Consider the following 13489-nt stretch of genomic DNA (forward strand, 5'->3'; position numbering starts at 1 on the left):
GAACGACTATGGTTAGTTACATGAGTAATGAACCACCTAACCAATCAAGCTGTTGGGTGGAGAAATTGTCGAAAGGCGGCGGTGAATGAGCGTTATCGATGATTCTCGACCGATCTTCCTGCAGATAGCGGAGTTGATCGAAAATGACATTGTCTCGGGCGAGATTCGTGAAGAATCACAAGTCCCCTCGACCAATGAATTTGCTGCGTACCATCGCATCAACCCGGCCACCGCAGCCAAGGGCGTGAATCTCTTGGTAGAAAGCGGAATCCTCTACAAGAAACGCGGAATCGGCATGTTCGTTTCAACGGGTGCCCGGGCACAACTGCTCGCCACGCGCCGCAAGGAATTTCAACACCAATACATCGCCCCGCTGGCCCGCGAGGCACGAAAGCTCGGGATCACCGGGGCCGAACTTACCGTAATGATCACCCAATCCCTGAGCACCGAGGAACCAGAAGGACGTGGTATTCGATGAATGAAAACATGACACCCGCCATCGAGGTGCGAAATCTGGTGAAATCCTACAAAGACGTCGAAGCGTTGGACGACATCACGTTAAGCCTTGCCGCCAACCGCATTTACGGACTCTTGGGACGCAACGGGGCCGGTAAAACGACGCTGATGTCGATTCTCACCGGACAGGGCTACGCCACCAGCGGGCAGGCACTGATCTTCGGGACAAACCCCTACGAACACGATGAGACACTTTCAAGAATTTGCTTCATCCGTGAGTCACAGCGGTATCCTGACGATTTCACTGCAACCCAAGCATTCAAAGCAGCGGCGATGTTCTTCAAAAACTGGGATCACGAGCTTGCGCAACGACTATGCACCGAATTCGCGCTGCCGCTCAAGCGTCGCATCAAGAAGCTCTCGCGCGGTCAGCTCTCGGCCGTTGGCGTCGTCATCGGGATGGCCTCACGCGCCGAGATCACCTTCTTTGACGAACCCTACCTGGGGCTCGATGCCGTGGCCCGGCAAATCTTCTACGACCGACTGATCGAAGATTATGCCCAGCACCCACGCACCATCGTGCTCTCCTCACACCTGATTGACGAGATCGCTAACCTGCTAGAACACGTGGTGGTCATCGACAAGGGCAAAATCATGCTCGACGAGGATGCCGAAACACTGCGTGGCTCGGCGGTTGCCGTAATGGGTAACGCGCAAAAGGTAGCCGATTTCATCGATGGCTACGAGGTGCTGCACCGTGATGCTCTGGGCTCACTGGCCGCGGTGACCATCAAGGCACGGCTCACCGAAACTCAACGGCAGATGGCCGCGGAGCTAGGTCTAGAACTGTCCGCGGTGCCACTACAACAACTGGTGGTGCGAACCACACTGGCCGAAGCAACAAAGGAAACAACACCAGATTCCCTGGAGGCCCTCAAGTGAGTAACATCGTCAATGTTGCACGCATGCAACTGATCAACAAGTGGACGTTCTTGGGAATCCCCATGATTATCCTGGTGTCCTCCACCGGGCTGACGATTGCCATCTGGGCCATGATTCCTAAGCAAGATGGTGTCACGACGCTGGTTTCTGGCTCCGGTCAGGCGGTCATGTGGTATTTTTTGGCCTTGGGAATTCAGTCCCTGACCTATACTTTCCCCTTCTCGCAGGCCATGAGCGTTTCGCGTAGAACTTTTTATCTGGGCACGCTAGGCCTTTTTGCGGCAATCGCACTGGGGTTTGCAATTCTGTATTACGTGCTGGGACTCGTTGAAACGGCAACCAACGGGTGGGGCATGGGCGGACAATTATTTGCCCTGGGCTGGATCGCCGAAAATAACGCGGCGATTCAGGTGCTGTTCTACTTCGTGCTGATGGTGCTGCTCTTCATGATCGGGTTCTGGTTTGCGACAATCTACCTGCGCTGGAAGACCACCGGGATGCTTGTCACCTGGATTGGACTGGGACTGCTGCTCATCGCCTTCATCGGATTCCTGAGCCTGAACAAGATGTGGATGGACTTCTGGGGATGGGTGGGTGGCTTTACGGTTCCCGGATTGCTCCTAGGTCTTGGTGGGCTGTGCGTGCTGCTGGCCGCTGGTTCGTACCTGACTCTGCGCCGGGCCACCACCTAGGCGCACGCCCCCGGAGCGCCGTCGTTGCGCGGATGGCTCGTTTTCCCCGGTCCCTCTATGAGTTACCGGGGAAAATGCATACCCCGGTCCCTGTCATTCGCGCCACAAACCCAGAGCCCGGTTCCCGGAATGTCGGTGTGTCGCGGTATCGTGGCAGACGTGGCTTTGGACTTTACTTCGATCGACTTTGAAACGGCAAACGGATTCCGCGGCTCAGCCTGCAGCGTGGGGTTGAGCAAGGTTCGCAACGGCAAAATCGTTGAAGAAGTCTCCTGGCTCATGCGACCCCCGGCCGGATTCGACCACTTTGATCCGCGCAATACAATGATCCACCACATCACCTCAGACATGGTTGCTGATGCCCCGCGCTTCGGTGAGCTGTTCATTCCCATGGCGAACTTTATCGGTAGCGATACCCTGGTGGCTCACAATGCTGCATTTGATTTAGGCGTGATCCGCTCCGCGCTGGAGGTCTCAGAACTCGCCGGACCGGCCTACGATTACGCGTGCACGGTGAAGATGTCGCGCAAAACCTATGAGCTTTCCTCCTATTCGTTGCCCTTTGTTGCCGAAGAAGCTGGCTCACCGATGGTCAATCACCACGATGCGCTCGCCGATGCGCATGCCTGTGCCGCGATCATGGTGGATATTGCCAAACGCAAGGAAGCCAACTCGGTGGCCGCTGCGGCAGCAATCTTGGAAGTGAAGATGGGATTTGCCCGGGCCTACGCACCCGGTGATGAACTATCCAAGGCAACCCGCGATGCACAGGGCTGGGCCGCACGCGGAAACCCAGTTCCCGTGCAACCCGAATGGGCGGCCTGGCCGCAGGAGGGGGAGAACCCCGAACCCAACCTTGAGGCAGACCCGGCGCACCCGCTTTTCGGGGAGACGGTAGTTTTCACCGGAAACCTGGGCATTAGCCGTCAGGTGGCCAAGGATAAGGCAGCCGAACGAGGGGCCGCCACCGCAAGCCGGGTTACCAAGGCCACCACGGTGCTGGTGGTGGGGGACGGGTTCATTCCCGAGGACCTGACCTCCGGTCGACTAACGGGTAAAGCCAAGCGCGTGTTGCGTATGCAGGAGGCCGGGCAACGCGTATCGATCATGGCCGAGGGTGAGTTCTTGCAACTCATCGACGGTTTCAACGCCGCCTAGAACACATGATTTGATGCCTTCCACGCCGGCGGGTGGGAGGCATCGTTATTTCTTGGCTGCTCGCACATCCCGTATGGCACTAAATCCTTCGCGGGCCAACTGCCCCATGGTGGCATCGGGCAAGAAGGCTCGGGTCAACCCGGCGGCAAGGCGTGGAAGATCGGCCTCATCGAGGTACACCAAATACATCGGTGTGATGCGTGGATTGAACTTAGCCTTGAATGCGTGCAAAGACCCAAAACCGTAGAGTGGTTCCAAAATATGGGCCATCGTTCCGAGCACCCGATCTACCGGTTGTTGGGCCGCAGTCGGGGTGGAACGGGCCAACGGGGCACCGGATAATGAGGCAAAGTCCGCGCCGAGAGCCGAAAAATACTTCAGCGATGAGCCGAGCAAGAATTCCATGACGGGGCCAAAACTTCCTTCGGCTCGCCGCATCAGATCCAGCGTCCACCCGATAATCGCACCGCCCGGTGCATAGACCGGTAGCCACGAGAGAAAACCTTGCACCTCACCGACGTTATTGAGGGCTAGGGCCAGCTTCACCTGCGGATCGGCGGCCTCGTCCAAGGTGCCGAGCGTGAAACCAATTTGTGGCAGCGATTTATCTCCCACCCACTGGGCCGAGATGTCGTTGAGCTGGCGGCGGATCTCTACCGGCTCGTCAACGAGCAGACTCATGCGAAATTCGATGTCTTCACGTTTGGCACGGTTTACTGCGGTGCGGATATCCTGCCATTTTTTGCCGGTGAACTCTAGGCCAGGTAAATCCACGATGGTGTCTTCGGCAATTTGCATGGCACGCCAATGCCCGCTGGTGTCATTCAGCGGGGCCGCGGTGGAGAAGAAACAGGGGATCAGCCCGGCATGTTCGGCGGTTAGGGCGAATTGATGCATGGCCGGGGTGCGGTCTGCCGCCGGCCCGATGGGGTCCGAGAGCCCGATGGCGCACCCGGCATGCACCTGGTAGGTCTGCAGCGAACCTCCGGAGGTAGCAAAGTGCTGATTTCCGCTCCAGGTGCTCATCCAGGAGAGGGTGCCGCCACCATAAGTCTGTAGTTGGGTCAGTACGCGGGCCGCCGGGAGTGCCGGGGTCCCGGTGTTTGAGGGCAAATGTCTGGTGCGTCGTACACGAAAGGCACGCCAGCACACCAGCAGGTAGATGAGCATCAGCAGCCAGAGTCCGGCCACTGCCGCGGCGAGTGAGGCGATGCCGGCACCTCGGTGAAATTGCGGATCATGAATTTGCGGACCAATTGTAACAATCAGGGTGATGCCCAGCACCCCACGCAGGACGTTGAGTACCGCGAGGATGAGCGCACCGATCCAGGCGATGCGCCGGCCCGAACGTAGCCCGCGGGCCAATATCAGAGCCAGAATAGCGTCAATGAGTACCGCTAGGCGGCCACCGCCGGCATGGGTGGGACCAAAGGGACCATTGGTCGGAATGATAATTGTTAGAATTTGGATGCCGACAAGTGCCAGTAAGGCCACCGCCGCCATGAAGCGTTGTTCGCGCAGCTCGGGTTTGGAGAGGCTACGGATTTGATAGAGCAGCACCGCGGTAATGGCAGTTGCATGCCCTAGGTCCGAAACTTCCCCAAAGAGCGTCACACTGACCACGGCAAAGGCAACCAGCATTACCTGCCAACGCAATTTCCACGGCTGCCGCAGTGTACATACGGCAAGTGTGAGACAAGCGAAGATGCCACCGGTGGGACCGGTATCCAGATCACTGGCCAGGGAATCGATCCAGCTTGAACCGAGCCCGCGAAAAAGTACAAGGATTCCCGCGGTGACCATGATGGCCGTGAGTTGGCCAAGAGCGAAAGTGATTCCCGCGGTGCGGGTACCTCGAATGGTTTCCAGCCAACCAACACCCAGCGGAAGCAATATCAGTGTTGCAAGAAATGAGGCTGGTTCGCTCAGGATGAAGGTTCCGGTAATCGCCGTGAGCCAATCACCGTTGCTATAGGCCGGTACTCCGAAGGCTAAATTTGTGAACCATTTGTCATTATTCACGGTGTGGAAGAGCGATCCGCTGAACATCCCTGCGGCAAGGATCAGCACAGCTAGGCCGATGGTGAACGGGACCCGCTTGGCAATGGTGAGGGCCGCCGAAACCCAGGCTGTTGCTCGGCTGGGGGGTTCCAACGGCGGGGAAGTATCCGGTGTGCTGGGCTGGTTGCCTTGCTGTGCATGCGGCCGTTCGTTCATCGGCTCTCCTGAAATATTCGCCTCGAGGTGCCGGGTTGCTAGCACACCCGGGGAACGAGCTTTAGCCTCATCGTAGCGTGACTGGTGGTGCTTAGTTGGAACATGATCAACAAGAAGTGTTCAGTGAGAACCAACGGGTCACGCGGGGCTCCGGAAGGCGGGTGCCTAGCTGCTCGGCTTGGGTTTCCGGAGCCCAACGAAATTATTCTCCGACGGTGAGCTTGATCCAGCGATCGTGCATTTGATCGAGGATTGGATCCAGCGCGGAGGCCGGGCGATGCGCGATGGCATCGGTACCCAATACCGCACCGATGAGGGCACAAGCGAAGGAAGCAACCTCAATATCGATAGTGTGCTCGGTATCCTCCTCATCGGGGCCCAGCAGCTCGAAGATGCCATCGTAGGCACCGTGCGCATCCGGGTTTTTCAGCGCCTCGGTAGCTACCTGCACCGCGGTGCGTAGTCCATCGGCGGCCACACCCTCGAGCCCCTCGATCAGTTGCGCCCACTGTGGGGCCGCCATCGAACCACGCTCAAGCGCGCTGCGCACGACCAGCGCGGCGGCCCCGGCAGTCTTGTGTGCCAGTGGGGATCCATGAGTCAGTGCCGCGGCATCGGTGGCAAGCTTTGCGGTGGTTGCTTCATCGACACGGGGCAGCAGCGCCATAAATGCGGCGCGGGAAAGCACACCCGTGGAATCGGCTTCCGGGAAGATTGGGCGGCCAACCGAAGCCATATCTTTTTCGGCAAGAGCCACCCGGTGCTGGGTGTCTCCCGGGGCGAAGGTATCTGCGCCCGCAAACGATTCATCGATCCAGCGCGGTTGGGGTTCCGGGGCGCCTTCCGGGTAGGCGCCGGTGATGACCTTGTACCAGCGCAACGCGGCCAGCCACATGCAGGCCGCTTCATCGGAAGCCACCCCGTCGTTTGCCCATTCAAGGGCCTCGAGCAGACCATCGAGCAGGAACAAGGAGAGCATCTCGGACTCGCCGGGCTCCTCACCATCTCGGGCATGAGTTGCGCCATCGACAGCTGCAAGCAGCACGCCAAAGACACGGTCGGAAAAGTCGGCAGGAATTGCGTACGGATCACTAGTTTCAGTCACCTACCCAGTCTATTGGTTTTCCACAGCCGCTCGCGTCGGGTTTCCAAAGCGTCGCGCCGCGTGACTAGTGTTGAACCCATGCGAATCCTGCACACCTCAGACTGGCACCTTGGCCGTTCCTTCCACGGGGCATCGCTGCTTAACGCCCAAGAAGAATTCATTGACCGGCTCATTGCCACCATTAGCGCCGAGAATATCGATGTATTGCTGGTTGCCGGAGATGTTTATGACCGTGCGCTGCCATCTGTCGATGCTGTAGCGCTTTTCGATAGATCCTTGGTGCGGCTGCGCGAAACCGGGGTGCAGATGGTGATCACCAGCGGAAACCATGACTCGTCCTTGCGGTTGGGTTTTGGCTCTGCCCTGCTAGAGCATGCAGGACTTCACCTACGTACACGTGTTGAGGATATGGATAGGCCGATCATGATTTCCGGGGATGGCTTTGAGGTGGCTTTCTACGGGCTGCCCTACCTAGAGCCCCGCATGGTCGCCGAAAAGCTCGGGGTTACCGAGCCCGGGCATGCGCCGGTGGTGGCTGCAGCATTGGGCCGGGTGCGCGAAGATCTTGCCGTGCGCAAGGAAGCGAGCCATAACCCGGTGCACTCGGTGGTCCTTGCCCACGTATTTGCCGCAGGGGGAGCGGGAAGCGATTCGGAACGCGAACTAAGCATCGGCGGGTTGGACATCGTCCCCACCAACTATTTCAACGACTTTTCCTATGCCGCGCTGGGACACCTACACGGGCGGCAAAAACTTAGCTCATCGATCCGCTATTCCGGATCTCCGATTCCCTACTCATTCTCCGAGGCCGGACATTCAAAGGGCGCGTGGATTCTTGAATTCGGAGCAGCAGGGTTAGGCGAGGTGAAAAGCGTTGATTGGCCCGCGAGCAAACAGCTGCGGATTTTGCGCGGAAAAATCGATGATCTGCTCACCGAGGCACACTACGCATCGGCCGAAGATGCCTGGTGCCAGATCACGCTGAGCGATAAATATCATCCGGCCGGTGCCATGGAGCGGCTGCGCGGCCGCTTCCCAGACACGCTGGTATTGAATTTTGATCCCGATGAAAAATCAGAAAAGACCGAACATAGCTATGCTGATCGCCTAGCGGCGGCGGCCTCGCCCAGGGAAGTGTGCTCGGGGTTCGTGGAGCACGTGCGCTTACGGCCGCTGAATGATGCCGAAGACGCCTTGATGGTCTCGGTCTTGGCACAGGTGGCAAGCGAAAAGGTTGAAAAATGAGGGTTCATAGCCTCGAAATGCAGGCCTTTGGGCCCTTTGCTAAGCGTGCAATCATCGACTTTGATGCGCTTTCCGAGGGCGGAATCTTCCTGCTCAACGGTGAAACGGGTGCTGGTAAAACAAGTGTGCTCGATGGAATTTGCTATGCGCTCTACGGCTCCCTGCCCGGAGTACGCCTAGGTACCAAGTCACTGCGCAGCGACCATGCCGGGGCCGACATCGTTCCGGAAGTTACCTGCGTTTTCTCCACCTCCGGACGCCGCTTTGAGGTCACGCGCTCGCCGGCCTGGGATCGGCCTTCTAAACGTGGCAAGAACGGCACCACACTGGCCCAGGCCCAAAGCAGGTTGCGTGAACTGGTGGATGGTGTGTGGGTTGAAAAATCCACGCGTAACGATGAGGTGAGCCAGGCTCTTAGTGATGTGCTGGGGTTGGATCGAGAACAATTCACCAAGGTTGCCATGTTGCCCCAGGGTGCCTTTGCCGAGTTCTTGCGCGCCAAGGACAAGGACCGCGAAGAGTTACTGCGCAAACTTTTTGATACGACTGATTATGCGATGACCGAAAGGATCTTGGGTGAGCGTTTTGCCGCGGCAAAGCTTGAAGCCGAAGAAGCCGAACGTCAGCAGCGCACCGCCATCGAACAACTCATGAGCGATGCGATAGGTACGCTATTTAGCCCTGAAGGCGAGCTTTCGGAAGCTGATACGCAATTACTTCAGGATGGGGCGATCGATGAATTGGGGGTCTCCTTTGAGAATGCTTTAGAGACCAAGCGCGAAGTCTTGGGAAGGCAACGAGAGCAGGCCGATGAGCGGCTAGATTCTTCTCGCACAGTGCAAGAAACGCTCAGTGCTCGGGTCAAACGGCATGCACAATTTGCCGAACTGACCGAGCTTCGCAAAACCCATGAAGCGCAAGCGCCGGAAATCCTGAGACTTCTAGCGGACCTTGAACTAGACAGAGTCGCCTCCGGGATCGGTGCCTACCACCAGCAAGTACTTGATGCGCTAGAGACCCATCGGGATGCCGAAACTGTACTGAAGCAAAGTGCTCAGGCCGGCTTGTCCGCGCTGACTAACCAAGAATCCGAGGCACTCGGCGGCCAGGACGCCGCGCTCTTTGAACGCGCACAGCTCGGCGGAGCTACGGCCGAGGATATCCAAGGGCTGAGTAACTTTGCCACCGACGCGGCACAACGGGCCACCAAACAAGCGGCTGTCATTGAAGCGGCACTTCCCGATGAAGCGGAACTCGAAGCTACCAAAAAAGAACTTACAAAACTTGAGAATGGATTAAGAACCCAACACGCGGAGCAAAGAATTCGTGCTGAAGCGACGCAGAAGATTCGTGAAGAACTTCCCGAACTTGAGGTAGCAAGTACCAGCGCCGAAGCGGTGCTTGCCTCCCTGCCCGGGCTCAACGAAGCAGTGGATCGTGCCACCGAACGCAGAGAATCCGTGATTGCGCGCGATAAGGCACTGCAAGCTCAGCTGAAGGTTCATGGCGAATTCAATGAGGCACAGGGGCATACCTTGACCCTGCGCGAGGGACACCAAGAGCTTTTCACCTTACGGTTGGAGCAGTCGGCAGCAAGCTTGGCGGCCCAATTGCATGCGGGTGAAGAATGCCTGGTATGTGGTTCGGTGGAACACCCAAACCCGGCAACGGTGCCCGAGGGCGAGTTAGTAAGCTCCGGGGATCTCGAGCAGGCACAGCACGCCGTTGAACTTTCCCAGAAGAAAACGGAAAGGGTGGCCGCGCGCCTAGAAGCCGCAAATACGGCCTTGGCGGTGCTGCGGGACAAGGTGGGGGAATTGGAATTGGGTGAAGCTAAGGCCGAACTCGATGTAGCGACCTTTGCCTTGGGCCAGGCGACTGCATTATCTGCAACGGCGACCAGGGCCGCGTTGGAGCTCGACGCCGCACACAAGCAGCTCGAAACACTACTTGAGGCAACGGCAAGAGCAACTACCGCTATCGAGGTTGCCCAGACCAAGAGTGAGGGTGCCAAGGAGCGCATCATCAAACTTGCCGAGAACCTAGCTGTTCTGGGTGGCGCGGGTCAGGACCTACGCAATCGTCATACCGAGCTGGGCGCGCGGGCCGGCATCCTTGAGAAACTTGTGCGTGAGGCAACGACACTACTTGGTGCGCAACGTGCCGCAATGCTGGCCCAACAGCAATGGAATCGCAAACTTGCCGAGGCTAACATTGCCGACACCCAAGCCTGGGAAGCACAGCTGTTGCCTGCCCTCGGGCGTGAAGCAGCAAAGACCCGGACCAACGCTCATGAGCAACAAAGCGTACGAATTTCCACGCTTGCAGATGCGCCAGAAACGGCACTTGCACGCACGGAAGCAGAATTGGGCATCGGTACGCCAAGCGATGAAGAGCTAAGCGACGCAGCGGATACCGTGAACATGGCGTTAGCCGCACGCGATGAGGTGTTGGCAGCCGATGCGGTGCTGAGTAGCTACGCGGGCCGTCTAGAATCCGGCAGAAATCGGCTCACCGAGCTGGCCCGCGAACAAGGCCCGGTCATCGAGAAGTTCACTACTCTCAAATCCATGGCGGATCTGGCCCGCGGGCTGGGGGAGAACCGGCTGAAAATGACGCTAAGTACCTACGTCCTGGCGGCCCGGCTCGAGGCCGTTGCCCTCGCAGCAACCCAACGACTCATGCTGATGAGCGGGCAACGTTATGCGTTGGTGCATGATGACACCCCGCGCGGAAACAATAAGTCAGGACTCGGATTACAGATTCTTGATGCATGGACCGGGGTGCGTCGAGACACTCAAACGTTATCGGGTGGGGAATCATTTATGGCCTCACTGGCCCTGGCACTGGGGTTAGCCGATGTGATTCAACAGCAAAGCGGCGGCATCGATATTGAAACACTCTTTGTCGATGAGGGGTTCGGTTCCCTTGATGCCGACACCTTGGAACAGGTCATGGATGCCTTGGAAGCATTGCGTAGCGGTGGCCGTGTGATTGGTGTGGTCTCGCACGTTGCGGATATGAAACAGCGCATTGCCACGCGATTGAATGTGCACAAGGGGCGCAATGGCTCCACGGTGTCAATGGACATCACAGGCTAGTTGAGGGTTAGCTCGGCTAGACTGGGAGTCGTTTGATCAGGGTTTTGCGCATCGGGAGGCTGGGACGGTGCGCGCACATAGGTGGAGTACCCAAATTTCAATGTCTAAAACTTCTTCCGACCCCTCGAAGGTAACCTCGGGTTCGCCTTATGCGGCGTTGCCGCCGCTGGTGGGTTGGGCTTTCTTCCCGCTTGGCTTTTTTGCCAGGCTGCCATTGGCAATGCTCACCATTGGATCGATGACGCTGCTCATTGACTCCACGGGCTCTTATGCCATGGGCGGGCTTGCCGCGGCCATGGTGGGGCTAGGCTCCGCCGTGGGCGGACCGACCATTGGGTATCTATCCGATCGGATCGGCCAGCGCCGCGTGTTGTTGCCAGTTGCGCTGCTGCAAACAATCATGATTGCCGCGCTGACCTGGTTTGGTGGACCCGCTGCCGGGGGGCCCGTGTGGCTGATTGTGTTGCTCTCGCTTTTGGCCGGCGCCGCCGGTCCCCAGGTGGGTCCGTTGGCACGTGTGCGTTGGATGGCAATTACCCGTAAACGTGAAACCGGTGGCCGAGAATTATCTGCGGCGCTGAGCTATGAAAGCATGGTCGACGAGCTCGGCTTTGTGCTGGGCCCGGCCGCCGTGGGGCTCTTTGCCGCATTGATCGCCCCGTGGCTACCGCTGGCAATTGCAGCGGTCATGACGCTGATCCTGGTACCGCTCTTTGCCTTGCACCACACAGAAAAGGCTGTGCTGCCGCAGGTCAAGACGATTGCCAAGATCAAACTTTCGCCAAACCAAATTGCCGGAATCAGCATTGCCGTGATCGGCATGATCGGCATGGGAACGTTCTTCGGATCGAGTGCCGCTGGCACCCTTGCCTTCGCCGGGGCGATGGGTAACGCAAATATTGGTGGACTGCTTTACGCGGCAGTGGGAGCCACGAGCTCCATTGCCGCACTTTCCGTTGCCTTTTGGCCCAGTGGATGGCCGCAGGCCTCACGTTGGTTAGCGTGCGCCATCTTTATGGTTCCGGCAGCACTGCTGCTGCAGCTGCCCGGCAACATTCCTTGGATGGTTGCAGCGCTGCTACTGGTGGGGATCCCGGTGGGTCCGATTCTTGTCACAATCTTCACCCTGGGTGGAGAAATTGCTCCGCCGGAGCGGCTCTCGACCGTCATGACGCTTTTATCATCGGGGATCGTTGTCGGAACCTCAATCGGCAACGGCTTTGCCGGGCTCCTTGCTGACTCGCATGGATATTCCGGGGCCTTTGGTGTTGCTGCCTCGGCGGCGCTTTTGCTCTTGCTCTCCGGTATTGCGATGGTCGTGCTGCGGGCACGACAGCAGCGCCGGATGCTTGCCAGCTAGAAGTTTCTTTGTGCACGAGTCAGTTTCCATCAGGGTAATCGGTGGAAACTGACTCGTTTCGTTCTTAACTCTCGGCGGCGGCTAAATAGATCGTCCTGATTGTTACTGATAGCCGTGGCAATGACGAATGAAATACCTTGTCAGGGGACAATGGAGAAGAAATCAACCGCTAGCACTTGCCCCCCATTCCTTAGTGCGCGATTGAAGATCTCAAACTAAGGAATATCCCATGAGAGTCATTGCTGTACTTGCAAGCGTGCTTTGGTTGACGGGGTGTGCTGGAGCCCAGTCAGATACCAGCGACTCTTTTAGCAGTCAACCGCCGGTGCCGAGCCCAAATACCGAGTGATCTGCACGAAACTCTGTTCAAGTCTCTGAAACCGCAACGTGTCACGCGATCATTGACGACGACGGTGGAATAGTTGTGGAAGCCGCAAACTTCCTGACTGATATGACGGAAATTAATGAATCGACAGTTGCCAAAGCGAAAGTCATTGGAAACGCACTGGATGGTGCTGCGAGCACGGCTTCTGAACGGTTCGGACAGTTGCTCGGGACGATGAAAGAATCCTTCGACGATTTTGTTGAATCCTATGACAAGAGAGTGACGTTTGAATTTGTTGCCGAAAGGTTCAAGGCTTCATCAAGCGAAGTCCTGGAAGTCTGCGGAACGCTAATTACCTCACCGGCACTTCATGCTCCGAGTCCCTCCCAAAGTTCATCGTCATCGTCATCGGTTGCTTCCAGCGCTGACGATGACGCGGCAGCCGAAGTTGAAGCTCAGGAAAAGCTCAGGCCAAGGAGGAAGCTGAAGTGAAGGCGGCAGTCGAGGCCGAAGCTAAGGAGAAAGCAGAAGCCGAAGAAAAGTTAGCAGCCGAAGCTGAGGCCAAGGAAGAGTTAGAGTCCGGCACAACGAGCCAGCAAAACGCACGTCGACTTGCGGAAAACTACCTTGAATATTCTGCCTTTCCACGCAAAAGCCTGATCAGTCAGTTGAAATACGAAGGTTTTTCGGTCAAGGACGCGACCTGGGCGCTTGATCACATGAGCGTTGACCGGAACGCGCAAGCGGCCGCCTCGGCCAAAAATTATCTTGAATATACTGCCTTCTCTCAAAAGAGCTTGACCGAACAGTTGATTTATGAGGGCTTTACTCCAAAGCAAGCCACATATGGAGTGAGCAAAACCGGCCTCTAGGGATGAAGCCAGCTAT

At 57.6% G+C, this 13489-nt stretch carries 11 protein-coding genes; 9 read left to right on the forward strand and 2 right to left on the reverse strand.

Annotation, left to right across the window (positions count from 1 at the left end):
* Positions 1-85: 85 nt before the first annotated feature.
* The 4 genes from CQ018_RS11500 to CQ018_RS11515 all read left to right on the forward strand — a co-directional run bounded on the left by CQ018_RS11500 (position 86) and on the right by CQ018_RS11515 (position 3248).
* The gene (locus tag CQ018_RS11500) at positions 86-478 is read left to right on the forward strand and encodes a GntR family transcriptional regulator (RefSeq protein ID WP_105550158.1); all 393 of its coding nucleotides are present in this window, start codon (positions 86-88) and stop codon (positions 476-478) included.
* Positions 475-1398, forward strand: a complete 924-nt coding sequence (locus tag CQ018_RS11505) for an ABC transporter ATP-binding protein (protein ID WP_105550159.1) — start codon at positions 475-477, stop codon at positions 1396-1398. The genes CQ018_RS11500 and CQ018_RS11505 overlap by 4 nt, the downstream gene beginning before the upstream one ends.
* A complete protein-coding gene (locus CQ018_RS11510) occupies positions 1395-2090 on the forward strand; it encodes a hypothetical protein (RefSeq protein ID WP_181149854.1) in 696 nt (231 codons plus the stop codon). The genes CQ018_RS11505 and CQ018_RS11510 overlap by 4 nt, the downstream gene beginning before the upstream one ends.
* 159 nt (positions 2091-2249) lie before the next feature.
* On the forward strand, positions 2250-3248 hold the full coding sequence (locus tag CQ018_RS11515; protein WP_105550393.1) for an exonuclease domain-containing protein: 999 nt from the start codon (positions 2250-2252) through the stop codon (positions 3246-3248).
* A gap of 45 nt (positions 3249-3293) precedes the next feature.
* Here CQ018_RS11515 and CQ018_RS11520 read toward each other — a convergent pair whose 3' ends face one another.
* Together CQ018_RS11520 and CQ018_RS11525 are read right to left on the reverse strand one after the other, a co-directional pair.
* Positions 3294-5465 carry a bifunctional lysylphosphatidylglycerol flippase/synthetase MprF gene (locus CQ018_RS11520; RefSeq protein WP_105550160.1) on the reverse strand — a complete coding sequence of 724 codons (2172 nt, stop codon included), beginning with the start codon at positions 5463-5465 and terminating at the stop codon, positions 3294-3296.
* 202 nt (positions 5466-5667) lie between these two features.
* Positions 5668-6570, reverse strand: a complete 903-nt coding sequence (locus CQ018_RS11525; RefSeq protein ID WP_105550161.1) for an ADP-ribosylglycohydrolase family protein — start codon at positions 6568-6570, stop codon at positions 5668-5670.
* Between the two features lie 78 nt (positions 6571-6648).
* Between CQ018_RS11525 and CQ018_RS11530 the strand changes: the two genes are divergently transcribed.
* The 5 genes from CQ018_RS11530 to CQ018_RS11550 all read left to right on the forward strand — a co-directional run bounded on the left by CQ018_RS11530 (position 6649) and on the right by CQ018_RS11550 (position 13473).
* Positions 6649-7815, forward strand: coding sequence for an exonuclease SbcCD subunit D (locus CQ018_RS11530; protein WP_105550162.1), 1167 nt, complete (start codon positions 6649-6651; stop codon positions 7813-7815).
* Positions 7812-10916, forward strand: coding sequence for an AAA family ATPase (locus CQ018_RS11535; protein WP_105550163.1), 3105 nt, complete (start codon positions 7812-7814; stop codon positions 10914-10916). The genes CQ018_RS11530 and CQ018_RS11535 overlap by 4 nt, the downstream gene beginning before the upstream one ends.
* A 100-nt stretch (positions 10917-11016) precedes the next feature.
* Positions 11017-12276 carry an MFS transporter gene (locus tag CQ018_RS11540; protein ID WP_105550164.1) on the forward strand — a complete coding sequence of 420 codons (1260 nt, stop codon included), beginning with the start codon at positions 11017-11019 and terminating at the stop codon, positions 12274-12276.
* 424 nt (positions 12277-12700) lie between these two features.
* The gene (locus CQ018_RS11545) at positions 12701-13093 is read left to right on the forward strand and encodes a hypothetical protein (RefSeq protein ID WP_105550165.1); all 393 of its coding nucleotides are present in this window, start codon (positions 12701-12703) and stop codon (positions 13091-13093) included.
* Positions 13090-13473: an Ltp family lipoprotein gene (locus tag CQ018_RS11550; protein WP_105550166.1), complete on the forward strand. Its 384-nt coding sequence runs from the start codon at positions 13090-13092 to the stop codon at positions 13471-13473. Before CQ018_RS11545 ends, CQ018_RS11550 begins: the two co-directional genes overlap by 4 nt.
* Positions 13474-13489: the final 16 nt, after the last annotated feature.

The sequence above is a fragment of the Arthrobacter sp. MYb227 genome, assembly GCF_002975435.1.
Classification (GTDB): Bacteria; Actinomycetota; Actinomycetes; order Actinomycetales; family Micrococcaceae; genus Paeniglutamicibacter.

Coding starts and splice junctions, on each gene's coding strand:
- CQ018_RS11500 (WP_105550158.1), top strand. CDS start 86: ATGAGCGTTATCGATGATTCTCGACCGATCTTCCTGCAGATAGCGGAG.
- CQ018_RS11505 (WP_105550159.1), top strand. CDS start 475: ATGAATGAAAACATGACACCCGCCATCGAGGTGCGAAATCTGGTGAAA.
- CQ018_RS11520 (WP_105550160.1), bottom strand. CDS start 5,465: ATGAACGAACGGCCGCATGCACAGCAAGGCAACCAGCCCAGCACACCG.
- CQ018_RS11530 (WP_105550162.1), top strand. CDS start 6,649: ATGCGAATCCTGCACACCTCAGACTGGCACCTTGGCCGTTCCTTCCAC.
- CQ018_RS11535 (WP_105550163.1), top strand. CDS start 7,812: ATGAGGGTTCATAGCCTCGAAATGCAGGCCTTTGGGCCCTTTGCTAAG.
- CQ018_RS11540 (WP_105550164.1), top strand. CDS start 11,017: ATGTCTAAAACTTCTTCCGACCCCTCGAAGGTAACCTCGGGTTCGCCT.